The 24,426-nt window shown below is 64.3% G+C and carries 18 protein-coding genes and 1 pseudogene; 10 read left to right on the top strand and 9 right to left on the bottom strand.

The genetic code is table 11. The features are described 5' to 3' along the window. The first annotated feature begins 57 nt into the window (after positions 1 to 57). Both A9Z00_RS14485 and A9Z00_RS14480 read left to right on the top strand, forming a co-directional pair. Positions 58 to 750, top strand: coding sequence for a response regulator transcription factor (locus A9Z00_RS14485; protein WP_296978968.1), 693 nt, complete (start codon positions 58 to 60; stop codon positions 748 to 750). Further along, on the top strand, positions 728 to 2,845 hold the full coding sequence (locus A9Z00_RS14480; protein ID WP_296978967.1) for a sensor histidine kinase: 2,118 nt from the start codon (positions 728 to 730) through the stop codon (positions 2,843 to 2,845). Before A9Z00_RS14485 ends, A9Z00_RS14480 begins: the two co-directional genes overlap by 23 nt. A gap of 260 nt (positions 2,846 to 3,105) precedes the next feature. Here the strand turns inward: A9Z00_RS14480 and A9Z00_RS14475 are convergent, their stop codons facing one another. Beyond that, positions 3,106 to 4,086: a glycoside hydrolase family 43 protein gene (locus tag A9Z00_RS14475; RefSeq protein WP_296978965.1), complete on the bottom strand. Its 981-nt coding sequence runs from the start codon at positions 4,084 to 4,086 to the stop codon at positions 3,106 to 3,108. A gap of 553 nt (positions 4,087 to 4,639) precedes the next feature. On the opposite strand from A9Z00_RS14475, the gene A9Z00_RS14470 reads away from it, so the two are divergent. Further along, positions 4,640 to 7,177, top strand: coding sequence for a PEP/pyruvate-binding domain-containing protein (locus A9Z00_RS14470; RefSeq protein ID WP_296978987.1), 2,538 nt, complete (start codon positions 4,640 to 4,642; stop codon positions 7,175 to 7,177). 20 nt (positions 7,178 to 7,197) lie between these two features. Here the strand turns inward: A9Z00_RS14470 and A9Z00_RS14465 are convergent, their stop codons facing one another. Both A9Z00_RS14465 and A9Z00_RS14460 read right to left on the bottom strand, forming a co-directional pair. Continuing rightward, a complete protein-coding gene (locus A9Z00_RS14465) occupies positions 7,198 to 8,289 on the bottom strand; it encodes an acyltransferase family protein (protein ID WP_296978964.1) in 1,092 nt (363 codons plus the stop codon). A 120-nt stretch (positions 8,290 to 8,409) separates the two neighbouring features. Continuing rightward, positions 8,410 to 8,817 (bottom strand): (deoxy)nucleoside triphosphate pyrophosphohydrolase, encoded by a 408-nt coding sequence (locus A9Z00_RS14460; RefSeq protein ID WP_296978962.1) that lies wholly within the window; start codon positions 8,815 to 8,817, stop codon positions 8,410 to 8,412. Between the two features lie 138 nt (positions 8,818 to 8,955). On the opposite strand from A9Z00_RS14460, the gene A9Z00_RS14455 reads away from it, so the two are divergent. Further along, positions 8,956 to 9,111: a hypothetical protein gene (locus tag A9Z00_RS14455; RefSeq protein WP_296978960.1), complete on the top strand. Its 156-nt coding sequence runs from the start codon at positions 8,956 to 8,958 to the stop codon at positions 9,109 to 9,111. Between the two features lie 40 nt (positions 9,112 to 9,151). Here the strand turns inward: A9Z00_RS14455 and A9Z00_RS14450 are convergent, their stop codons facing one another. Together A9Z00_RS14450 and A9Z00_RS14445 are read right to left on the bottom strand one after the other, a co-directional pair. Further along, positions 9,152 to 10,858: an NAD(P)H-hydrate dehydratase gene (locus A9Z00_RS14450; RefSeq protein ID WP_296978959.1), complete on the bottom strand. Its 1,707-nt coding sequence runs from the start codon at positions 10,856 to 10,858 to the stop codon at positions 9,152 to 9,154. A 530-nt stretch (positions 10,859 to 11,388) separates the two neighbouring features. Further along, complete coding sequence (locus A9Z00_RS14445) at positions 11,389 to 12,105, bottom strand: type II toxin-antitoxin system prevent-host-death family antitoxin (protein ID WP_296978957.1); 717 nt, start codon at positions 12,103 to 12,105, stop codon at positions 11,389 to 11,391. A 320-nt stretch (positions 12,106 to 12,425) separates the two neighbouring features. On the opposite strand from A9Z00_RS14445, the gene htpG reads away from it, so the two are divergent. From htpG to A9Z00_RS14420, 5 genes and pseudogenes are all read left to right on the top strand, one after another. Further along, positions 12,426 to 14,309, top strand: coding sequence for a molecular chaperone HtpG (htpG, locus tag A9Z00_RS14440; protein WP_296978956.1), 1,884 nt, complete (start codon positions 12,426 to 12,428; stop codon positions 14,307 to 14,309). Positions 14,310 to 14,569: 260 nt separating this feature from the next. Further along, a complete protein-coding gene (locus A9Z00_RS14435) occupies positions 14,570 to 15,535 on the top strand; it encodes a glycoside hydrolase family 113 (RefSeq protein ID WP_296978955.1) in 966 nt (321 codons plus the stop codon). A gap of 233 nt (positions 15,536 to 15,768) precedes the next feature. Continuing rightward, positions 15,769 to 16,896: an MFS transporter gene (locus tag A9Z00_RS14430; protein ID WP_296978954.1), complete on the top strand. Its 1,128-nt coding sequence runs from the start codon at positions 15,769 to 15,771 to the stop codon at positions 16,894 to 16,896. A 46-nt stretch (positions 16,897 to 16,942) separates the two neighbouring features. Further along, positions 16,943 to 18,100, top strand: a pseudogene (locus A9Z00_RS14425) (N-acetylmuramoyl-L-alanine amidase family protein); the annotation flags it as partial. After that, positions 18,063 to 18,455: an N-acetylmuramoyl-L-alanine amidase family protein gene (locus A9Z00_RS14420; RefSeq protein ID WP_296978953.1), complete on the top strand. Its 393-nt coding sequence runs from the start codon at positions 18,063 to 18,065 to the stop codon at positions 18,453 to 18,455. The pseudogene A9Z00_RS14425 and the gene A9Z00_RS14420, both read left to right, overlap by 38 nt. Positions 18,456 to 18,770: 315 nt before the next feature. On the opposite strand, the gene A9Z00_RS14415 is transcribed toward A9Z00_RS14420, so the two are convergent. Continuing rightward, positions 18,771 to 21,203, bottom strand: a complete 2,433-nt coding sequence (locus A9Z00_RS14415; protein WP_296978952.1) for a beta-propeller domain-containing protein — start codon at positions 21,201 to 21,203, stop codon at positions 18,771 to 18,773. Between the two features lie 520 nt (positions 21,204 to 21,723). Between A9Z00_RS14415 and A9Z00_RS14410 the strand changes: the two genes are divergently transcribed. Then, a complete protein-coding gene (locus tag A9Z00_RS14410) occupies positions 21,724 to 22,293 on the top strand; it encodes a ribonuclease H-like YkuK family protein (RefSeq protein WP_296978951.1) in 570 nt (189 codons plus the stop codon). A gap of 69 nt (positions 22,294 to 22,362) precedes the next feature. Here the strand turns inward: A9Z00_RS14410 and A9Z00_RS14405 are convergent, their stop codons facing one another. From A9Z00_RS14405 to A9Z00_RS14395, 3 genes are all read right to left on the bottom strand, one after another. Beyond that, complete coding sequence (locus tag A9Z00_RS14405; protein WP_296978950.1) at positions 22,363 to 22,662, bottom strand: hypothetical protein; 300 nt, start codon at positions 22,660 to 22,662, stop codon at positions 22,363 to 22,365. A 237-nt stretch (positions 22,663 to 22,899) separates the two neighbouring features. Further along, on the bottom strand, positions 22,900 to 23,370 hold the full coding sequence (locus A9Z00_RS14400) for a bactofilin family protein (RefSeq protein WP_296978986.1): 471 nt from the start codon (positions 23,368 to 23,370) through the stop codon (positions 22,900 to 22,902). Then, positions 23,370 to 24,386: a M23 family metallopeptidase gene (locus tag A9Z00_RS14395; protein WP_296978948.1), complete on the bottom strand. Its 1,017-nt coding sequence runs from the start codon at positions 24,384 to 24,386 to the stop codon at positions 23,370 to 23,372. The genes A9Z00_RS14400 and A9Z00_RS14395 overlap by 1 nt, the downstream gene beginning before the upstream one ends. Between the last annotated feature and the right edge of the window lie 40 nt (positions 24,387 to 24,426).

Here is a 24,426-nt window from a genome sequence, read left to right as displayed (position 1 = left end):
CGCCCATTATAATGGAGGCGTAATCGGCCGATTGCGAAAGAGAAAGAGGGGACGGACATGGGCGGACAGACCGTGCTCGTCGTCGATGACGACAAGGAGATCCGCGAAGCGATCGCAATCTATCTGCGCAACGAGGGACTGAACGTGCTGGAGGCGGAGGACGGCGCCGCCGCGCTGGACATGCTCGAGCGGCACGAAGTCCATCTCATCCTCCTCGACGTGATGATGCCCCGTCTCGACGGGCTGGCCGCGACGCTCCGCATCCGTGAGAAGCGGAACATTCCGATCCTGATGCTGAGCGCGAAGAACGAGGACGCGGACAAGGTGCTCGGCCTGCAGGTCGGCGCCGACGACTACGTAACGAAGCCGTTCAATCCGCTCGAGCTGATCGCGCGGGTGAAGTCGCAGCTTCGGCGCTACATGACGCTCGGCATGTACGAGGGAGGCGGCCGCGTCATCCGGCTGAACGGCCTCACCCTCGACACGGAGGCGAAGGAACTTCGCCTGAACGGCGAGCCGGTGAGCCTCACGCCGATCGAGTACGGCATCGTGGAGCTGCTCATGACGCACCCGGGGCGCGTCTTCTCGATCGATGAAATCTACGAGCGCGTCTGGAAGGAACCCGGATTCCGGCCGGAGAACACGGTGGCCGTCCACATCCGGAAAATCCGGGAGAAGATCGAGATCGATCCGAAGCATCCGCGCTATCTGAAGGTGGTATGGGGACTTGGGTACAAGATGGAGAAATAGGCTGGCAGCCTTCACGGCGCTGATCCTGCTGACGATCGGCGTGAACGGGGTGGCGGCCGGCCTCACGGACGTCGCCAGGCATGCCGGCAAAAGCTTCATCGAGGCAAGCGGGATCGTCGGGGAACTGGGAGAATTTCTCCAGTATCTCATGTTTTTCGAACTGGCGCCGGTCACGTTCGAGGAGGCAAGCCGGCAAATCGCGGTCACGCGGGATGACATCGAGTGGTACCGCCGCCTGAACGATGGAGCGAAGGAATGGAGCGACGAGGAGATCCGAAACCGGATTGCGGAGGAACGGAAGGCAAATCTGAAGCAGCATTTCGAATATCTGGAGAGCTTTCGGGCCGCCTATTACCAATACCGGAACCGGTTCGCGTTCCATCTCGCCGAATCGGGAACGGGAACGGTGTACACCAATCTGGAGTCGGAGCTGGCCGCGTACGCCGGCGATGCGGAGAGAGCCAAGGAAGACATGTTGTTCGTGCTGGAGTATCCCGACCGGGTGAACGGCAGGCTGATGGTTTTCGAGCCGCCGAAATTTTTCCCCGTCCGGGAAGAAGTGTCCCGGGTGATGGAGGCCCGCCCGGCGAAATATTTTTCGGGCTGGATCGGCGTGCCGAAGTCGCCCGGCTTCCTGGCGCAGTATGCGGACTATCGGAGGCATCAATGGTATGCGTACGGCATGACCGGCGCAGGGCTGGCCATCCTGACGGCGCTCGCGGCGGTCTGGAGGAAGCGGGCCGCCCTCGGGATGGCCGCGCCGGATCCCGCCGCCCTTCCGTCCGGCGCGCGGACCCTGTGGCGGAAGATACCCGTCGACGTCCGGACGGCGCTGCTCGCCGCCGCCGGCATCGCCGCGTTCCGGCTGCAACGGGAGGCGATCCTGCCCTATGAGCGCCTGTCCGCAGGCGACGTCCTGTGGCTTGCCGGCACCACCGTCCGGCTGTTGGCGCTCGAGACGGCCGTGACCGGGGTGCTCGCCGCGCTGATCCTGCTCGCGTACCGGTCGTGGAAGGACGGGGAACGGTTCGGCGGGGCGTGGCGGCTTTCGCTGGTGATGCGGCTGTACCGGACGGTCCGGGAAGCGTTCCTCTCCTTACGGGTCGGCGCACAGGCGGTGCTGCTGTTCGCCGTGGTGTTCGGGCTGGGATTTGCGATGTGCGGGACCCTGACCGTCGGCCCCTACGAATCTGCGGTTCCGTATATGCTTGCGGTCGCGGCGGTCGTCGCCGTGGTCCTGCTGTACGTCCTGCGGCAGGCCGGTTATCTGAACCGGCTGCTCGAGGCGGCGCGGGCCCACGCGGCGGGACGATCCACCGGCGATGTACCGGTCAAAGGGCGGTCGGTCATCGCGGAGCTGGCGGGCCACTGGAACCGGCTGCGTCAGATTGCCGAGACGTCGCGCGCGAGCGAAATGAGAAGCGAGCGTCTCAAGACGGAGCTGATCACGAACGTCAGCCACGATCTCCGCACGCCGCTCACGTCGATCATCACGTATGTGGATCTGCTGAAGAAGCCCGATCTCACGGAGGAGGAGCGGGCGAACTACATCGACATCATCGATCGGAAAAGCAAGCGGCTCAAGGCGCTGATCGACGACCTGTTCGAGGCGACCAAGATGGCGAGCGGCAGCGTGGAGCTGAACCGGGAGCGGATCGATCTCGTCCAGCTCCTCGAGCAGGCGCTGGCCGAGTCGGGCGCGAGGGACGGCGCGGCGGGCGTCGAATTCCGGGTCCGGCTGCCGGAGAAGCCGATTTACGCCTTCGTCGACGGCCCGAAAATGTGGCGCGTCTTCGACAACCTCATCTCGAACATGATCCGCTACTCGCTGGAGGGGACCCGGGCCTACATTACGCTCGGAAGCGCGGACGGCAAGGCGGAGATCGCGTTCAAGAACGTCTCGAAGTACGAGCTCGGCGACGACGTCGACGAGCTGCTCGAGCGGTTCAAGCGGGGCGATGCGTCGCGGCACACCGAAGGCTCGGGGCTGGGCCTCGCGATCGCGAAGTCGATCGTCGATTTGCACGGAGGCACGCTGGAGCTCGAGGTCGACGGCGATCTGTTCAAGGTGACGGTGCGGCTGCCGGAGGCGTGAGCAGGGCGTCCGGTCCGCGACGAGGCGGTCGACATCGGGCGGCCGGCATGGGAAGGTCGGGTTGAAAAGGCGGGCGGGATGCGGACGGGGCTTTTTTCACGGGCGGATCAGCAGGTGGCGGTTGGAGCGTAAAAAGGACGGACGGTACGCGGACGAAGAGCTTATTTCACGGGCGGAAGGCCGCAAGGGGGCGGAACGAAAAGAGGGACAGGCGCGGATGCCGGATGGATCCGCGGGCCTGTCCCTTTTCTTGCGCCTGGTCACGCGTACGGATCGATCGTCACGATCGTGCCGTCCGGGTTGTAGTGCAGCTCCGTGTACTTGACGCAGCGCAGATGGTCGACGCCGCCGGAGAGCGAGGCGTCGTGGTAGAACAGGTACCATTTGCCCCGGAATTCGACGATCGAATGGTGCGTCGTCCAGCCGATGACCGGCGTCAGGATGACGCCCTTGTACGTGAACGGGCCGTACGGGCTGTCGCTGATCGCGTAGACGAGCTTGTGGGTCGTGCCCGTCGAGTACGACAGGTAGTACTTGCCGTTGTATTTGTGCATCCACGGCCCCTCGAAGTAGCGCCGGTCCTCGTCGCCCGCCTTGATCGGATCGCCGTTCTCGTCGAGGATCCGGATCTCGCGCGGCGTCTCCGCGAAGGTCAGCATGTCGGGATTCAGGCGCGCGACGCGCGGTCCGAGCGCGGGCTGATCCGGCGCGGGCTCCTTCCCGTCGGGGTTGAACGTGCCCGTCTGCCATTTCTCGAGCTGGCCGCCCCACAGGCCGCCGAAGTACAGGTACGCTTCGCCGTCGTCGTCGACGAAGGCGCACGGGTCGATGCTGAAGCTGCCGGGGATGTAGTTCGGCTCGGGCTTGAACGGCCCCTCCGGCCGGTCGCTCACCGCGACGCCGATCCGGAAGTTTCCTTCATGGTCGCGCGCGGGGAAGTAGAAGTAATATTTCCCGTTCTTGTACGCGCAGTCCGGCGCCCACATCTGCTTGCTCGCCCAGGGCACGTCGCGCACGTGCAGCGCGACGCCGTGGTCGACGACCGGCGAGTTCAGGTCGTCCATTGACAGCACGTGGTAGTCTTCCATCTGGTACTGGTCGCCGTTGTCGTTCGACGGTCCGTCGTGCTCGATGTCATGGGACGGGTAGATGTACAATTTGCCTTCGAAGACGTGCGCCGAAGGGTCCGCCGTGTAGATGTGCCGGACGAGCGGCTCTTTCGGTTGCGGAATGTTCGACATCGTGATCCCCTTTCGATCCAGTCTTTGGCTGTTCGTGTCCCATTATAGCAAGGTGCAGCGCTTTCACAAGGGTGCAAAATCAAGGTTTTTCCCGCCAAATTAAAGATTGTCGGATGCACTCCCATGACATCGCCCGTCGAATTCCGGTTTTTGACCTCATTTCCTTCGCGCTCACCCGATATCCGGCGGGGAAATGCGGGGATGTGGAGCGAAGGGGACAGGATGCAAAAAGAGGCGGGAGAGCGGTTTGCCGAACGAGGGGATAGGTTCGAGAAGGCGCGGAAGACGATCGTGCCGCTATCCCGCCTTGCGGACGAATGCGCCGGACCGGACCGCCGACGGCGGGCGATCCGCCCGAACCCGATCCTGTCCGCATGCGGGGAACCTGGTGCCGTGTGGGCGGGCCGACATGGTGCAAAGCATCATGCTGACATATTACACATATTACATGGTAACCGAATGATTCCGTCTCATTGACAGCGCATTGACAGCGGAAATCCGGTTCTGGTTGAATCGGGATAAGCGATGGTCCATGCGGAGGTGGGCGGCGGTGATGCACGACCGGGTCAGCACCGGCATCCGGGGCATCGACGGCGTCGTCGACGGGCTCCGGCTCGGCGACAACGTCGTCTGGCAGGTGGACGAGACGGCGCAATACGCGAGGCTGGCCGCGCGGTTCGCGGCGCAGGCGGAGCGGGACGGACGGAAGCTCATCTACGTCCGCTTCGGCCGCCACGAGCCGCTGTTCGCGCCGGATTCGGGCGTGCAGGTCGTGGTTCTCAAAGCCGAACGGGGCTTCGAGCGGTTCGCCGCCTTCGTCCACCGGCTGATCGGGCGGGAAGGCCGGCGGGCGTTCTATGTGTTCGACTGCCTGACCGACCTGCTCGCCGACTGGCATTCCGACCTCATGATCGGCAACTTCTTCCGCGTCACCTGTCCGTATCTGTTCGAGCTCGAGACGGTGGCGTATTTCGCGATCATCCGCAACGCCCACACGTTTGCGACGATCGCGGGCATCCGCGAGACGACGCAGCTCCTGATCGACGTGTACCGGATCGGCGGCAGGGATTACATCCACCCGCTGAAGGCGTGGAACCGCTACACCCCCGTGATGTTCTTCCCGCACCGGCTCGACGGCGACGAGGCCGTCAGCATCACGTCGAGCGCCGAAGCGGCCGAACTGTTCGCCGCGGTCGCGCGCGGCGAGGACCGGCTCGACTATTGGAACGTCATGTTCGCGAAGGCGCGGGAGGCGCTCGGGGCGCCGCCCGCGCGGCAGGAGCGGGTCAAGATGCGGCTGCTCCGGATGCTCGCCGGTCGGGATGCGCGGCTGCTCAGGTTGTGCGGGCGCTATTTTGCCCTTGCGGACGTGCTGCGGATCGCCGAGCGCCAGATCGGCAGCGGCCATATCGGAGGCAAGAGTGTCGGCATGCTGCTCGCGCGCCGCATCCTCGAGGCGGAGGGCGGAGAACGGTTCACGGCCCGGCTCGAGCCGCACGATTCCTGGTACATCGGCTCGGACGTGTTTTATACGTACATCGTCCATAACGGCTGGTGGAAGCTGTTCATGCGCCAGAAGACGAAGGAGGGCTATTTCAGCTGCGCGGCCGAGCTGCGGGAGAAACTGCGCACGGGCCGGTTTCCCGGGAACATCCGCGAACGGTTCATGCGGATGCTCGAACATTACGGCCAGTCTCCGATCATCGTCCGCTCGAGCTCGCTGCTGGAGGACCAATACGGGAACGCGTTCGCCGGCAAATACGAGAGCGTCTTCTGCATCAACCGCGGCACGCCGGAGGAGCGGTACGAGGCGTTCGAGCAGGCGGTGCGGATCGTCTACGCCAGCGCGATGAACGAGGACGCGCTGGTGTACCGGCAGATGAGGGGACTTGCGGGCGAGGACGAGCAGATGGCGCTGCTCGTGCAGCGGGTGTCCGGCGACGAGCACGGGGACGGCTACTTCCCGCATGCGGCGGGCGTCGGGCATTCGACGACTCTTTACGTGTGGGATCCGGACATCGACACGAACGCCGGCATGCTGCGGCTCGTGTTCGGGCTCGGGACGCGGGCGGTCGAACGGACGGAGGGCGATTACGCGCGGATCGTCTGTCTGGACGATCCGAAGCGTCTGCCGCCGATGCACGCCGCCGACCGGCGGAAATACGCGCAGCACGAGGCCGATCTGCTGTCGTTCCGGGAGGGCGGGCTCGTCTCGCGCGATGTGAATCGGGTGCTGGCGGGCGGCATCAAGGCCGACCGGACGCTGATCGCCGAACCGGATGGGGAGGCGGCCGCGCGCATGCGGGAGCTGGGCTTTGCGGACCGGCCGGCGCCCTGGATCGTCGATTTCCGCGGGCTGCTCGAGCGGACCGATTTTCCGGCGTTCATGCGGGAGATGTTGGCGCGTCTCGCCGCCGTGTACGAGGATCCGGTCGACATCGAGTTCACGGTCAACTTCCGTCCGGACGGCGGGTACCGCGTCAACCTGCTGCAATGCCGGCCGCTTGCGGCGCGCGGGCCCGGCCGGCCGGTCGAGCTGCCGGAGACGTCGGACGGCTGCTTCTTCGCGTCGCGCGGCGGCTTCATGGGCGGCAACGTCCGGCTGCCCGTGGAATACGTCGTCTACGTCCGTCCGGACGCCTATGTTGCGCTGCCCGAGCAGGGGAAGCATGCGGTCGCCCGGCTGATCGGCCGGATCAACCGGGCATTGAAGGGCCGGCGGACGATGCTGGTCGGTCCGGGACGGTGGGGGACGACGACACCGTCGCTCGGGGTGCCGGTCCATTTTGCGGAGATTTGCCATGCGGCGGTGCTGTGCGAGGTGGCGGCGGCGGAGTCCGGGATCGCGCCCGAGCTGTCGTACGGCAGCCATTTCTTCCTCGATCTCGTGGAGACGGGCATCTTCTATGTCGCGCTCGTGCCCGGCGAGCCGGACGTCGTCTGGCACCCGGAGCGCGTGCTCAAGCTGCCCAACGCGCTGACCGAACTGGTGCCGGAGGCGGCGCCGCTCGCCGGAGTCGTGCACGCGGCGCGGACGGACGGGATGGAGATTTTCGCGGACATCCGGTCGCAGCGGGTGATGTGCACGTAACGTTCCGGCTCCAAAGGGCTTCAAGTGGACTTCATCAACGGATGTTCCGCGATGGCGCGCCGGGAGAAGAAGGATGACCGCTCGATCATCCGGTGCAAAGGATGGGTGATGAACTTGACGACGTAGGACACGGCGATGCACATCAGAAGAAGCCAGAGAAAGATGAGAACGGGATACTTCGGCGCAAACGTAATGTCCGGAAAGATCGTGAGATAGAAGAACATGTGCATGAGCCAGATGTTCGTGGAATGCTTGCTGAAGTAATGCAGGACGTTCGTGACGACTTTGTGCTTGGTCATCAAGGTATAAGCCACGATCATCACCGTGGAATTGAAAGGCGCGACGATCGACGATTGGACCATCCCGTGGAATACGACCAGGGCGGCAAGAACGGAGATGCAGAGGAAGTTCTTGTACCGCACGTTTGCAAAGGCGTTGCCGATCCGGGTAAGGAGCTTCTCCTTCGCAAAAACCGCGCCGATGACAAACGAAAACTGCGACGTGGCGAGCAGCCAGCACAGATTGGCGAGATCCGCCACCACGACGTGATCCCCGACATCCAGGAAAGGCCGGTATCGCTGGAAATGCCCGAACACGAAGAGGACACAAGAGCAGGCGAGCAGCAGGATTGACGGTTGTCTTTTGATGAATCGGATCAGCACCGGGGATAGCAGGACCAGAATGACATAGACGCGGAGAAACCACCACGCGCCGTTGTAGGCATTGGAAATGCCCAGGAAGCCCATGACAAAACGGCCGATGTCCGGCGTGAACACGCGCTCGTCCCCGATCATCATGCCGATTGGCACGAAAATCAGAAACACGACCCAGAAATTGACGTACAGTTTCGCGATGCGTTTGAGGTTTTTTCCGAGCAGCGATCCGTTCGCGTTGGTCACCATGAGATAAAAGGCATAGCCCGTTACGAACAAATAAATTTGCCGGCATGCGTCGCCCATGATGGCAAGGTAATACACCCAGGGCGCGCCGCCGATAAGCGGTTCCGCATAGTACAGATCGCCCACATTTTTTCTCGCGAACAGATGGAGCATCACCATCATGAGAATGGCCGCGCCCTTCAATACGTTGGAATCGGACTTCGAGAGTTCCACGGAACCCCTCACTTCTGTATAAAGATCGACAATGTTCACCAATGTTCACTATAAAGAACGACCGGACAAGTTTATCTTACACCGGCTTCCGTGAAAGATCAACCGGAATCAACCGGCGCCTCAGGTCCGCCCCGTGCCGGAAGAACGCGCCAGTGAACGCACGGTCGGCATGTCGGCCGGGGCCCATTCCAGCTTTTCGATTTCGGATGGCGGCAGCCAGACGAGTTGCGCATGTTCCTTCGGTCTGGGCGTTCCCTCCAGGATGCGGGCTTTGAGGGTGATCAGTCTCACCGTAAAATCCGGATATTGGTGCGTGATGTCGGCGATCCGTTCGCCGACTTCGATCAGGCAGTCGAGCTCTTCCCGGATTTCCCGGACGAGGCAGCTTTCGGGCGTTTCGCCCGGCTCGATCTTGCCGCCCGGGAATTCCCACAATCCGGGCAGCGGCATCGACGGCGACCGCTGCGCGCAGAGGATTTCGTTTCGGTCGTTGAAGATGACGGCACCGGCAACATGAAGGGTTTTCATCGTCGGATCTCCCATCTGCAAAAATGAACCCGCCATCCGCCATCGTACCACAAAACGGAGTCATGCGGCATCCTTGACCCTTTGTCGCGCCATGATCTTGCTGCTCCCGGTGGATCTTGCGGCAGGGGAAGGCCGCTTTTGTTCCTGCTGCCGCCGGTCGCGCCGCTGGCCGGGTGGATGACGGCAGCGGACGGATCGACGGGTTTGGGCGCCGCCTTCGTCTGGCGGTGGCCCCTCGCGTACGGCGGGGCGCTGTTCGGGCTGTATGTGCGGCTTGCGGAGAGAAACATGTGACCCGCCGGCCCGGGCCGATCCGGGGAGGCGGGTCATGGCGTCATAAATGCTCGATGATATCGCCGGCGATGAGCGACGCCTGGTTCGGACGGGCCGCGGCAGCCCGGTCTCCGGCAAGGCCGTGCAGCCAGACGCCGAAGGCGGCGGCGGTGCCCGGCGGCATGCCCTGGGCGAGGAGGCTGCCGATGACGCCCGCGAGCACGTCGCCGCTGCCGCCGGTCGCCATGCCCGGGTTGCCGGTCGTGTTCACGTACACGGTGCCGTCCGGGAGCGCGGTGACGGTGGCGGCGCCCTTCAGCACGAGGACGACGCCGTGCCGCGCCGCGTAATCGCGGGCGACGCCGATCCGGTCGCGCTGGACCTCGGCGGTGCTCGTGCGGGTAAGCCGCGCCATCTCGCCCGGGTGCGGCGTGAGGATGGCCGGGCTGTCCGCCGGGCGCTTCGGCCAGGCGACGAAGTCGTCCGCCTCCGCCAGCATGTTCAGCGCGTCGGCGTCGAGCACGAACGGCACGGCGCGCCCGGCGCCTCCGGATCCGGCGGCGATGTCCCAGACGCGCCGGAGCCAGGCGGCGTCGCCGGCGAAGCGGCCGAGCCCCGGGCCGAGCACGAGCGCGTCCGCGCCGGCCAGCTCGGCCGCGAGCGCCTCCGGGTCGACGGCGGACCAGTCGCCCCGGCCGCCGTCCGCGAGCGGCGCCAGCATCGCCTCGGGCACGCGGCCGGTGACGGCGGCCGCCAGACCCGCGGGCAGCGCCCACGTCGCGAGTCCGCAGCCCGCGCGCAGCGCGGCCCGCACGCACAGGAGGCCGGCTCCGGCCATGCGCGGCGAACCCGCCGCGACAAGGACGCGGCCGTAGGTGCCCTTGTGCGTGTCCGGGCGGCGCGGCCGCGCGGGATCGACGCCGAGCCGTCCGCGCACGGCGGCTTCGTCGAGGCGGAACACGCGGACGCCGTGCGCGTCCGCCAGCCGGGCGGGGATGCCGATCGGCGCCACCGTGACGGCGCCGGCGTATTCCGCGCCCGGATAAAGCGCAAGCCCGCGCTTCATGAACGCGAGCGCGACCGTGCGGGCGGCGCGGATGCAGGGCTCGTGCACGGCGCCGGTGTCGGCGTCGAGCCCGCTCGGAATGTCCGCCGCCACGATCGGCAGCCCGCTCGCGTTCGCCTCGCGGATCAGCGACGCGTAAGGTTCGCGCGGCGCGCCGCGCGAACCCGTGCCGAGCAGCGCGTCGATGATGCCGTCGAAGCTCCGCCAGTCGACGGCGCCCGGCTCATAGACCATCGCCGGAATGCCGAGCCTCGCGGCCGCGTCGCGCTGCAGGGCGGCGTCGCCGGACAGCCGCTCGGGCGGCTCGGCGTACAGGATCGACGCCTCCGCGCCCATCTCGAGCAGATGGCGCGCCGCGGCGATGCCGTCGCCGCCGTTGTTGCCCTTGCCCGCGAGCACGAGCCATCGCAGCGGGCGGCCGCGCGCCGCTTCGCAGGCCCGTGCGGACGCGCTGCCCGGGGGCGCGCCGACGCCGCCGGATGGCATGCCGTAACGTTCGCCCGACGGCGCACCACCGCCCGAAGGTGCCCGGACGACACCGCTTCCGCTGCCGGTTGCGCCGTACCATTCGGCGCCCAGCGCCATCGCCGCCTCCGCCACCGCACGGGCGGCGTTCTCCATCAGCACCGCGCCGGGCAGGCCGATCCGTTCGATCACGTATCGGTCGAGCGCGCGCATTTCTTCCGCTGTAACGAGATGCATCGGGATGCCCCTTTCCGATCCTGCGGAAATACTCCCGTCATCAGCTTGACTGTAGCGCAGAATGGCACCGATTGGCAAGGTTAACGGTCCGCGGGACCGTTAACGGTGCCCCGGTCGGCCGCCGACCGAACGATAACGGTCCGCGGGACCGTAAAACGCCATCTTTCGGCGGCGCGGCCCGCCTCCAGGAGCCGGTTAACGGTTCACGGGACCGTTAACGTGGCCTCGGGCGACTGCCAACCGGACGATAACGGTCCGCGGGACCGTAAAACGCCATCTTTCGGCGGTGCAGCCCGCCTCCAGGAGCCGGTTAACGGTTCGCGGGACCGTTAACGTAGCCCCGGGCGGCCGCCAACCGGACGATAACGGTCCGCGGGACCGTAAAACGCCATCTTTCGGCGGCGCGGCCCGCCTCCCGGAGCCGGTTAACGGTTCACGGGACCGTTAACGGGGCCCCGGGCGGCTGCCAACCGGACGATAACGGTCCGCGGGACCGTTAACGGACCGCCGGGCGGGCACCTCATCGCCCGTCACTCCCCGAACAACTCCCCGAGCGGTACGCTCAGGCCGTCGAAGGCCGCCGACCGCACCGTGTCGTTCCCGCGGAACACCGCATAATCCGCGATTTCGCCCTGCGCGAACGCGTAGACCGTGACCGTCCGCCGCCCGGGGTCGACGATCCAATATTCTTTCACGCCGCACGTCATGTACAGCTCCGTCTTCTTCGTCAAATCCTTGCCGGCGGTGGAGGGGGCCAGCACCTCGACCACAAGCGCCGGCACGCCGTGGTATTTGCCGTCCGCGTCGATGTTTTCCCGGTCACAGATGACGAGGAGGTCCGGCTGCACGACGCAGATGTTGTCCTCCGCCTTCTTCAGGGTGACGTCGAAAGGTGCGGTGAGCGGCACGCAGGATGTGCCCTTGAACCATTGGCGGAGACGGGCAAGCAATTCGCTGACCGCTTCCTGATGCGCATATGACGGCGACGCCAGGTTGTACAGCACGCCGTCGATCAGCTCGTACCGATGCTCCGATTGCTCCACCAGACTCCGATATTCCCCATAGGTCACCCATTCGCTCTTCGGGCGGTAAGGGGATGCCGCCCCGCGGGATTCGGATGCCTCCGCCTTCACCAGGCGGGCCACGTCCCGGCCGTTCTTCGTCACGATGATCTCTTCGCCCGCCTCGGCGTATTTCAGATAACGGCCGAAGTTGTTCTGCAATTCCGTGGAAGGCACCCGCAACACCGACACCTCCGATCGATCAAGTTTATCCAATTATAACTTTTGAATTAGCTAATATCAACATTTTAAATAGCTAATTCTGCCGTTCCCGCCGCGTTGACACGCCAAAAACGGATATGCTATATAGATATTGGCACTCTCGGGTCGAGAGTGCTAACACGCTGCAACGAACGGCAATCCCGCACGGCGTCAAGGATTTCGGCATCACGGATCTCATGAATTCCCGGCTTTCGGACCGCAGCCGCCCGAAATCCGTACGCGGCGCCGCCGGCGGGAGGCTGTTTCCTTTTTTCACGACTTCATTCCGGAAAGGGGCGGAACGCATGGCGGTCAAGCAGGAATTCCAGGCCGAATCGAAAAGGCTTCTCGAATTGATGATCAACTCGATTTACACGCAAAAGGAGATCTTCCTCCGGGAGCTGATCTCCAACGCCAGCGACGCGATCGACAAAATCTACTACAAGGCGCTCACGGACGAGAACCTCACGTTCAACAAGGACGACTACTATATCAAAATCATTCCGGACAAGGCGAACCGGACGCTGACCATTTCCGACACCGGCATCGGCATGACCGAGCAGGAGCTCATCGAAAACCTCGGCGTCATCGCGAAGAGCGGCTCGCTCGCGTTCAAGCGCGAGATCGAGGCGAAGGAAGACCATCACATCATCGGCCAGTTCGGCGTCGGCTTCTACTCGGCGTTCATGGTCGCGGAGACGGTGACCGTCATCAGCCGCGCGCTCGGCAGCGACCGCGCCTTCAAGTGGGAGTCGTCCGGCGCGGACGGCTTTACGGTCGAGCCGTGGGAGAAGGAGACGGTCGGGACCGACGTCATCCTGAAGCTCAAGCCCAACACCGCCGACGAGAACTATGACCAATACCTCGAGGAATACCGGCTCCGGCAGATCATCAAGAAGTACTCCGATTTCATCCGTTACCCGATCAAGATGGAGATCACCCGCACGCGGAAGAAGGAAGGGTCGGAGACCGAGTTCGAGGAGTACAGGAGCGAAGAGACGATCAACAGCATGGTGCCGATCTGGCGCCGCAACAAGAACGAGCTGAAGCCCGAGGATTACGAGAATTTCTACTATGAGAAAAAGTACGGCTACGACAAACCGCTCTCCTGGCTCCACATCCATGCAGACGGCGCCGTCGTCTACAACGCGATCCTGTTCATTCCGGAGCAGGCGCCCTTCGACTATTACACGAGGGATTTCGAGAAAGGGCTCGAGCTCTATTCCAGCGGCGTGCTGATCATGAACAAATGCCCGGATCTCCTGCCCGATCACTTCAGCTTCGTGAGGGGCATGGTCGAATCCGAGGACCTGTCGCTGAATATTTCCAGGGAAATGCTCCAGCACGACCGTCAACTGAAGCAGATCGCGAAAAACATCCGGAACCGGATCAAAAATCATCTCCTGCAAATGCTGAAGGACGAGCGGGAGAAATACGAGAAGTTCTTCAAGGCGTTCGGCCGGCAGCTCAAGTTCAGCCTCTACACCGACATGGGCGTGAACCGGGACGAGCTGCAGGATCTCCTGCTCTTCCTCTCGTCGAAAGAGAAGAAGATGGTTACGCTGGAAGAGTATGTATCCCGCATGCCCGAGGATCAGAAGTACATCTACTATGCGACAGGCGAATCGGTCGAGCGGATCGACAAGCTTCCCCAGGCCGAGCTCGTGCTGAGCAAGGGGTACGAACTCCTGTACCTGACGGAAGATGTCGACGAGTTCGCGATCAAGGTGCTGACGCAGTACAAGGGCAAGGAATTCCGCTCCATCTCGGGCGGCGATCTCGGCATCGAGCCGGATGAACAGGAGAAGCCGTCCGACGAGGAGGCGAAGGAGCAGGAAGAGCTGTTCAAGGCGATGAAGGAAGTGCTCGGCGACAAGGTGAAGGACGTCCGGGCATCGAAGCGGCTCAAGTCCCATCCGGTCTGCCTGACCGCGGAGGGCGAGCTGTCGATCGAGATGGAGAAGGTGCTGCGCCAGACGCCGCACGGGAAGAACATCCGGGCGGAGAAGGTCCTCGAGATCAACACGGGTCACAGTGTATACGAAGCGCTGAAGCGCGCCCGCGCCTCGGGCGACGACAAACTGCGGCGCTACACGAACCTGCTGTACAACCAGGCGCTGCTGATCGAGGGATTGCCGATCGACGACCCGGTCGCGTTCGCGAACGACATTTGCGAACTCATGGTGTGACGTTCGCGGAGGCCGCATGTCCCGGATGCGGACCGGGACGAACCTCCGGGTTTCGCCCGTCATTTCGCCGCGCGTCGTGCATACGGCGGCGGTCGGTTGACGACGCCGGATAGGGAGCGGGACTTTCGGCGGATACGCCGAAAGTCCATTTGTTTTTTGGGAATGACGGCCCCGGACGGTTCCCGATCGCCCGCGCGCGTGATATATTGGGTTTAATGCCAACGTGCATGCATCATCACGGCACGACGGGGTGCGGATCGATGGAACGGTTGTTCATGAAGGGGATGACCTGGGGATGGGGCGGAAGGCGCGGCGATTACCGGACGCCGGAGGCCGCCGAGTCGCTGCGCAAACTCCGGGAACACGGCTGCGAGTGGGTGGCGTTGTCGTTCTGGACCTGGCAGGAGAGCATCCACGCGACGAGCATCACGTTTGACTACGGCTATACGGTGACCGACCGCGACATTGCGCATGCGGTGGACTTGGCGAAGAAGCTCGGCCTCAAGGTGATGCTGAAGCCGGTCGTCAATTCGAAGGACCGGATCTGGCGCGCGCACATCGGATTTCCGCACACGCCCGAGGCGGCTCCGTACTGGGACAGGTGGTTCGAGTCCTATACGAACTTTCTGGTCCACTATGCGGAGCTCGCGCAGGAGCTTGGCTGCGACCTGTTCTGCGTCGGCTGCGAGATGATCGGCACCGAGCCGCAGACGGAGCGGTGGACGAAGACGATTGCCCGCGTGCGCGAGGTGTTCGGCGGTCCCCTCCTCTATAACGCGAACCACGGGAAAGAAGAGGGCGTCGAATGGTTCGACCAGGTGGACCTGATCGGCACGAGCGCCTACTACCCGGTCGGCGGGCCGGGGGCCACGGAAGCGGACATGATCGCGAACTGGCTGCCGGTGCGCGACCGGATGGAGCGGCTGCACCGGAAGTTCGGGAAGCCGGTCGTGTTCGCCGAGATCGGCTGCCGCAGCGCGCGCGGCTGCTCGGCGATGCCGTGGGATTTCATGCACCGCGGGTTGCCGTTCGACGAGGATGAACAGGCGAATTTCTACCGTTCGGCGCTCAAGGTGTTCAGCGGCGAACCCTGGTTTGCCGGATTTTTCTGGTGGGACTGGAGCGTCCGCCTGTACCCGATCGGGGAAGCGAAGCAAGACGTCGGTTTCGACATCTACGGCAAGCGGGCCGGACAGGTGCTTGCGGAGTGGTACCATTCGCGCTGACGGCGGGAAACGTCGGGGGCGGCATTGACCCGGGACGCGGATCGGGATCCGGAGAGACGGTACGGAAGGAGATTCCCCGAAGGAGCGGGGAGATGCGTCCTTCCGTTTTGTTTTTGCAAAGGGGTGTCGAATGCCGGGGAAATGCCAAAACCATGCCTGTTTCGTGCAAACCGTCTGTGATAGTATTGAGATTATGCATCGGGGTTCGACATTTTTCGGGAGGCCATACCGGCATGTTTCGCGTTTCGCTGTTCATGTTCTTGTTGTTCAGCGTGTTCGGCGTCGTCAGCTTCTATCTGGCGCCCTATTTGATGAACAGGGGGTTCGACGCGGGGCAGATCGGCTCGATCGTCGCGACCGGCGCGCTCGTCTCGATCGTCGCGCAGCCGCTCTGGGGCTATATCAGCGACAGAAGAAAAACGGTCCGGCGCATCATGCTTCTGCTGATCGTCTGCACGCTCCTTTCCGGAGCCGGCCTGTTCGCGGCGGAGCACCTCGGGCTCATCCTCGCGATGTACGTCCTCTACATGTTCTTCGGCAGTCCGATGGGACCGCTCTCGGAGGCGTTCTGCATCTCGTACGCGCAGGAGCATCGCCGGGAATTCGGGCGGATGCGCGTCTGGGGCGAGATCGGGGTCGGCGTGTCGGCGCTCGCGGTCGGCTACCTCATAAAAGCGTTCGGCATCGGCAGGCTGGGGATCCTTTTCCTGGCGATCGGCGTTCTGGCCATCCTGGCGGCGCTTCAGCTCCGCGAATCGAAGGTGACGCCGAAGCCGGTCGACCTGAAGGCGCTCGGCAGGCTGTTCTCGCGTCCCCGTCTGCTCTGGCTGCTGTTCATCGTGCTGATCATCGGCATCCCGCATCGGATGAATGATTCGATGCTGTCGCTTCATCTGAAGGAACTCGGGTCCCCCGAATCGGTGATCGGGATCGCCTGGTTCGCCGGCACGATGAGCACCGTGCCGGCCATGATGTTCGGGGGAAGGCTCCTTGGCAAGATGAATGCGATCGGCGTGATGACGATCGCCGCGGTCGTCTACGCGGTCCGCTGGTTCATCTACGGGTCGACGGACAGCGCGGCCGTCCTGGTCGCCGCCCAGTTGCTGCACGGCGCCACGTTCCCGCTGTTCTTCCTCGCGGCGATCCATCACATGACGTCGATCGTGCCCTCCGAGCTCCGGGCGACGGGGCAATCGGTGTTCGCGGTGACCTTTGCCGGCATCGGGGGGCTCGTCGGCAACGCCGCGGGCGGCTACGCGATCCAGATGCTCGGCGCAGGCACCGTGTACGCCATCGGAGGCATGCTGGCGCTGGCCGGGGCCGGCGCGCTCGTCGGAACCTATTTCTTCAATCGCCGTTAACCGACTGCTATAATAGATTTATCATTTTTTGTCGACGGGTGGCGGGATGACGATGGGGAACATTCGGTTCGCTTCGCCGCGGTTGGTGTCGACGCGGTTTGCGTGGGTGCGGTTCACTGCGGCCGGTTGGTGCCTTGCGGCCGCGCTTGCGCTTCCCTGGACCGCGGCGGCTGCCGGTTCGCCGACGCCGCAGACCTCCGCGCCCGCGGAGATCACCGCGGAAGCGGAGGTCATCGTGAACGCGGGCGAAGCCCGCTTCAAGGTAACGGCCGACATCCTCAACGTGCGCGCCGCCCCTTCGCTGGAAGCGCCGGTGATCGGCCGGCTGAAGCAGGGCGCGGTTGTGGAAAAGCTGGGAGAGGAGGACGTCTGGTACCGGATCCGTCTGGGCCGTTTGACCGGATGGGTGCATTCGGACTATCTGGCGCCGGTGCACGGCGGCTCCGGCGCATCGGTGGATGAAAGCGCCTCCGGTTCAGGCGACGCCGGCGGTGCGGCGGAGGAGGGCGCGGAGGCGGACACGGACGGCGGCGAGAAGCCGGATGCAAACGCCGGCACACGGCCTGCGGGAGCCGGACGAACGGACGCGGGCGGACCGGCGGATGACGCCGGATCGGCGGGCCGCGGAGCGAAGGAGGACGGAGCAGCGGGCGGCGGGTCGACGGATGCCGCGCAGCCGGCGGATTCCGCACAGCCGAAGCCGAGGGTGATCGGCCGGGGCATCCGCGTCGCTCCCGGGCCGCGGGAAGCGGACGCCGGGGAGGCGGAAGACGCCGCCCGCACCGGTCATGTGCTGGGCGATGCGGTGCGCATCCGTTCGGGCCCCGGGCTCGATTATTCGATCGAAGGCCGCCTGAACCGGGGAGACCGGGTGACGGTCACCGGGAGCACGGGCGAATGGTACAGCATCGTGACGGAGGACGGCCGGGCCGGCTGGGTTGCGGCAGCCTACATCGTATTGCGCAAGGCGGGGGAGGAAGGCACCGCCGAAAGTCCGCTGCTCGGCAAGACCATCGTCGTCGACCCCGGACACGGCGGGAACGATTCCGGCGCGATCGGCACCACGCACGGCACCTGGGAGAAGACGCTGAACCTGTCCACGGCGGTTCACCTGAAACGGGAGCTCGAGCTCCGCGGCGCCATCGTCGTCATGACGCGGGTGACGGATGAGGAGAAGCCGTCTCTCAAGGACCGGGTCGCAATCGCGGAGCGTTCCGGCGGGGGACGCGTTCGTCAGCCTTCACCACAATTCGGCCGCCGGTCCGGCGTCGGGCATCCTGACCTTCTACTACAGCGGCGCGAAGGACAAGCCGCTGGCCGCCGCGATCGAGCGCCGGCTCGCCGAAGCCGATCTCGGCCTCGAAAGCCAGGGCCTCTCGTTCGGCAATTTTCACGTCCTCCGCGAAAACAGCCTGCCGGCCGTGCTGCTTGAACTCGGTTTCCTGACGAATCCGCATGACGAGGAGCTGGCGCGGACGGAAGCTTACCAGTCGGCTGCGGCGCGGGCGATCGTGCTCGGACTCGAAGATTATTTCGCCTCGTCGGGAGATGGAGCTTGAAGCCGCGCTGCGAAATGCTGCGTTATCTGGAGCGGTTCCGGCGCATCGGGCCGCCATGGGAGGACATCCTGCTGCTCATCGCGAACGGAAGTCTTTAGGGACCGAAGAAAAACGGGCTGCCGTCCGGCGCCGCGGTTCGTCCGCGCTCCGGATGCGCAGCCCGTTTGGTTGTGTCTGTCCGCGCCTTCGTCGCCGGTCGTTCGCCGCCGGTCATTTCGGCGAGAAGATCACGATCATGGCGGCGCAAGTCCATTTGCGCCGCGAAGCGGAGATGGAAGATCGTTCCGGGGCGATTGCCGGCGCGAAGAGCGTTCGTCACTCCGCGAAGATCACCGGTCCGCTTGGCCGGACGAAGCCCTTGTATCCGTTCTCCGGCTCGGGATAGCGGAGCGATCCGCGTTCGGCCAGCGTATCGAGCGCGTTCGCCTTCAGCATCGAGTCGGACAGCGTGTACAGCGTGTCGCCCGCGTACAGGATCCGGCGCACCGCCCGCATCGGATCGTACCCGTACGTGCCGGATTTCGCCAGATCCTCTTCCGTAAGATGCGTGATCCTTCCCTTGAGCGTAAATCCGCGCTCCAGATCGATCTGATAGACATAGGCCCCCTGATATTTGAATTCGCCGTACGGCGGCGGGCCGTAGCCGTCCCATTGCGCCCGGGCTTCCGGGGTCACTTCCGCAAGCTCGACCGGGAACGCCAGGAGCCCCCTGGAGCGGTCGAAGAGCAGCGCCTTGTGGTTGTTCAGCAGCTCCGAATGGGTGCCGCGGTCGCCGATCACTTCCTTGAACATCTCCTTCGGCTGCGTCACGTCGGTTACGTCGAACAGCGAGATCTTCATGCCGAGATAGTACGCCATCGGATCGTTCGGCCCGTCCGGGGACGAGGTCACGATCGTCTCCTTGCCGAAGCCGATCAGATGGTGCTCGTCGTACGGATGGAGATAGTCGCTGTAACCCGGTATCTTGAGCTGGCCGAGCACGGAGGGCCGCTTCGGATCGGACAGGTCGATCGCGAACAGCGGGTCGACGTTGCGGAACGTGACCATGTAGGCCCGGCTGCCCATGAAGCGAACGGAATAGATGCGCTCGCCCGGAGCGAGCCCCTCGAGGCTGCCGACCGGCCGCAGCCACTTGTCGAGGATGTACAGGTTGTTCTTCGAAATCGCGTCGCCTGCCGCCCACATGTTGCCCGACGTCGTCGCGATCCGGAAATGCCCGTCGTATTCGTCCATCGAGAACTGGTTCAGCACGTGTCCGGGCACGCTGCCTTGAGCCGCGTAGACGGCGGAGCCGCCGTCCAGCCGGAATTTGTACACGTCCGTCCGCAGTTCCGGTTCGACGTACCGGTCCCGCCTGGAGCCGTTCTCCGGCCACAAGTATTTCGGCACCGCGATATACAGGCTCTCCGCCGACGCGTAGACCGTGCCGGCGGAACCGAGGTAGGCCTCGACCTTGAAGGGGGCATTGGCGTCGTCCAGGTCGACCGCGCCGATGAGCAGCGTGCCTTCCTCCGGCGAATCCGGGAAGTAGCGGATCCGGGCCAGCGGGACCCGCTGCACCTCGTCCGAGACGGCGGTATCGCGCCAGGACGGCTCGAAATCCTGCAGGTGAATCTCCGGTTCGTCGCCTTCCATCGGATAGAATACGTAATGATATTTGCTTGCCACCATGTACAGTGCGCCACCGACCATTCGCGACGTGACGTACTGTCCCTCCATCTCAAGCTCCCGGACGAGGCTGGCCGCGCCGTCCTCGTTCAACGCATACACTTTGGCCGCGGTGAGCGACAGATCCCGGATCGGCGGCCAGATCAGGATGTCGCGCGCGCCGAAGGCGCCGTTCCGCGGAGTTTCGCTTTCTTCGGCCGACTGCGGGTCCGCCGGACGGTAAGCCGTGCCGATGACGACCAGACGGCCGTTCGACACGTACAGTTCCTTCGGCACGAACCGGTCTCCGTCATCCGCGTAATCGAGCACGGCGGCCAGCCGGGGCGATTCGGGCTGCCGGATGTCGGTCACCAGCACGCGGCGGCCGCTGATCTGGTAAATGAATCGGCCGTCCGTCTTCGCCCAGTCCGCCTCGTCGACGCCCTCGACCTGCACGTTCGTCCGCGAATAATCGGTGTCACTCCGGGACGCGGCGGAACCGGCGGCCAGTTCCTCCGGTGCGGCCGCTCCGGACGTCGCCGTTGCGGTGAACAGCATGCCGGTGCGCTTGTCGCTTTCCCGGACGCTTTTCAGAATTTCGCGCAGTTTCTCCACCGTGCCGATGACCGGCAGCTCGGGAGCGCTTCCGATATATGCGGTGGATGCCCCGGGCTCCCACACGACGGTCTCCCCGAACGCCGCGGCGACGGCACGCAGCGGCACCATCGCGGAACCGTTCCGGAGCACCGGGGCCGCGGGCAGCATCCGCGCATTTCCGTCCACGATCATCGTCTTCGATCGGATGGCCAGTTCCGCTACCCTGCCGTCCTTCGCGAGGATGATCGCGCGCTTTCCTTCCAGATCCGTCCGGAACGTGACGGAGGCGCCGAGCCATTCCGCGAGCGGCCGGACCGGCACCAGGAGCGCCCCGTCCGAGACGATCGGCGCGGGATCCAGCCTGAGCGGCGCGCCGCCCGCCATGACGCGCGGCGGTTCCTTATCCTGCCCGCCGGCGGAGCGGCCGATGGCCCGCGGCGCCGTGACCAGGCTCAAGACCAGCGCTGCCGCGGCCATCAGCGTGAGACTCCGTCTCCATCGCATGTGCAATCCGTCCTTTCCGCCAAAAAATGATTCCCCCGACCATCATGCGCCGTTCGTCCCTACTGACGGAACGAAAACCGGAAATGTTGCGGAATTCTGGCATTTTCGCATGTACAAAAAGTCTTGTTCCACCAGCGTTTCTGGAGGATAATAAAAATGACAGAGCGAGTTCAGGAGCGCAGGATCGAAGGAGGTGCTGAGCTTGAACGCGAGCCCGACACTTGCCGCGAAGCCGCAGGATCGGCCCTATACGTCGTCCCGTTCCAGCAGACGCAGGCGGTTGCTTCGCTCCCTCAAGCGATTGATCCGGCATCCCCTTCCGGCCTTTGCCGAACGCAAGCTGCCGGGCCGATCCTGATGCCGTCACGCCGCCCGGACGGCCGTTCATGCAAGGCAGCATGCGCCGAAATGGGGTATACTGGTACCATGACGGGGCCATCCTGATCCCGCCAGGATCCGCAGCAATCACCGCAGCTTCTCCGCACCAGCGTTTTCGAGACTCGCAAGGCGGTGGAGACTGATGAAAAAAGCCATGCACAAGCCGCTGCCAGAAAAGCAGGAGCTTGTTTTCCAGAACGTATCCGAGCGCGGCTTGTCCCTCGACGATGTGCAGGCGCGCATTCTGTCCTTCATGGCGCAGGATCCGAAGGCGGTGTACCATTTCATCGTCGGCACGGACAGCCAGGTCTACCGCGGCTGCACGAAATTCGTGACCGGCATCATCATTCGCCGGGTCGGCCGCGGAGCGTGGGCGTGTTATCGCCAGACGGTCGTGCCGCGCGAACTTCGTTCGCTGAAGGAGAAGCTTTCTTACGAGACGGCGTTGTCGCAGGAAGTGGCGAGCTATTTCATGGGGGATGCGCTGAGGAAGATGGAAGAAATCGTGCTCCCCTACATTTACAAGGGAGCCGCGCTGGAGCATTTCATCGACATCGATGCGGGGACGCATCCGACGATCAACAAAACGTCGCGCTACGTGAAGGAAATGATCGAGCGCATCGAGGCGATGGGAGTCTACGCGGCGCGGGTGAAGCCCGAATCCTATGCGGCATCGTCGTATGCGAACCGATTCACGAAGAAGAGCGTGTGAATATGACGCGGGACCGGCAGGCGCGGAGGCGCAGGCCGGTCCCGTTCGATTTTCGTTCTCTGTATTGTATTATCCGGCTCCGTTCAGCAGATCGGTGCCGTGGCATCCGTCGGCCGGCGCGGCCGGATCGACGGGGCTTCCGGACGCCAGCTTATCGGCGTCGGGCACGTCGGGGAACGGACCGTCGTTCGTCGGGGCCCGTTCAACTGCGGCCGATCCGTTCCGGGATGCGCTTGCGCCCGGTTCTTCCGCGAATTCTCCGTCCGGATCGCCGAACATGTCGAGAAGATCGGCGATCCCGGCGTCCTCGAACATGTCGCGCCATTCGCGTTCGGGATCGGACGGGCGCCGTTCTTCCGCCTGCCGCATGCATCATCGCCTCCGGCTGAACGATCGGTTTGCCGCCGTTCTTGCGCAAAACCGCTACCCGAAATAGTATCGGCCCGAAGCGCGGACGATATACGGCTTCAGGAGCGGCTTCTTCCTGCGGCTTCCGATCGGCCGCGGCATGCGGATGCCCAAGCGGGATGGCCGGCGCGGTTGCCGATGCGGCCGCCGTTTCGGCCGGCCCCAAGCCTTCGCATTGCAGCCGGGCGAACGGCCGGATCAGCCGGTGCGCTTGTCCTGGCGCTGCTGCTCCTCCCGACGGGGGGGCTCTTCCCGTTTTTCTCCTTCCTTCTTCCGATCCGCAGGCTTGTCTCCGTCCCTTGCCTGTGATGCTCCGGATGCGGGTATCATCCGGCTGGTGCCTTCATACCGGGCGCCCTCGTTGATCTCGAGCAGCGCGGTCAGAATGTCACCGGTCAGGGACCCCTTCGGCTTGATCGTCAGCTTGCCGGTGGCATGCACGTTCCCGGACACGGTGCCGGCGATGATGACGTTGTGCGCTTTGATGTCCGCTTCGACGACGCCCTGCTCGCCGATCGTGACATCCCCCTTGCTGTGGACGCTGCCGGACACGCGTCCCTCGATGCGGATGCTGCCGTTCGATGCGAGGCGGCCTTCGAATGCGCTGCCCGGCCCGATATAAGTGTCCGTCGAAGGGGAATCGGACCTGGATTTGCCGGATTTGAACATCACGAATTCTCCTCCTTGAACAAATGCAGATATGGCAGCGGATCGACGGCCTGGTCATTTTTCCATATTTCGAAATGCAGGTGCGGGCCGGTGCTTCGTCCCGAGGATCCGAGCAATCCGATCCGATCGCCCTGCGCGACCTTCTGGCCCTCGTTCACGAGCCGTGTGCGCAAATGCATGTATACGCTTTTGTATCCGGAGTCATGCTCGATGACGATGTAATGGCCGCGCGAACGGTTGTACGCCGATTCGATCACGGTGCCGCCGCCGGCGGCGTAGACCGGATCGCCGTAGTCGCCCCCGATGTCGATGCCGCTGTGCCTTGCCAACTTCCGCGTGAACGGATCGGAGCGGAGGCCGAACTTGGAGGTGATGCGGACCGAATCCGTCGGCCACGCGATCGGCAGCATCCGCAGCTTCTCGAGCACGCGGGCCGCTTCCTCCTTCTTCGCGGCGAGCCGGGTGCGCATCGATTCCGCTTCATGCCGGAGCGATATCATCAGTTGGACGCTGTCTTGGCTGGCCGCCTCCGTCGTTTCGGCTTCCTCGACGGGATGATTCTCGCCCCCCACTCCCCCGTATGACAGCGGTTTGACGCCGGATTTCGCATCGGAGATCAGTCCGTTCTTTTCGCCCGGGAGCGTAAGCTCCACGATGGCTTCGATCTCGGCCTCCAGCCGGTCGAGCTCTTCGAGCTTCCGCTTTACGGCGCCGGCTTCCTCGGTCAGCCGACGGACCTCGGACTGGAGCAGCGCGATCGACTGCTCGCGATCCGCGAGCGATGCCTCGTACTCGTCGGCGGCCGCCGCCAGTTCCTCGTGCAGCGTCCGGATGCGGAGCGCATCCTCGGAGCGGAGCACCAGCAGGATGACGGCGCTGGCCACGGACAGGCCGAATAAGGCGCCCGCGAGCAGGAACGGCACGATCGTCAGGCTCAGCCTGCTGCTTGTGCCGGAATGTTCGGGAATGATGAGCAGCGTATACCGTCTGCGAAGCCAACCTGGAAGACGTATCATGTTGCACCTCCGGGAATGGCTCAAACCCCGATTTACATTC

Source organism: Thermobacillus sp. ZCTH02-B1, from assembly GCF_002159085.1.
Classification (GTDB): domain Bacteria; phylum Bacillota; class Bacilli; order Paenibacillales; family Paenibacillaceae; genus Thermobacillus.
This window is presented reverse-complemented; position numbering and strand designations above follow the sequence as displayed.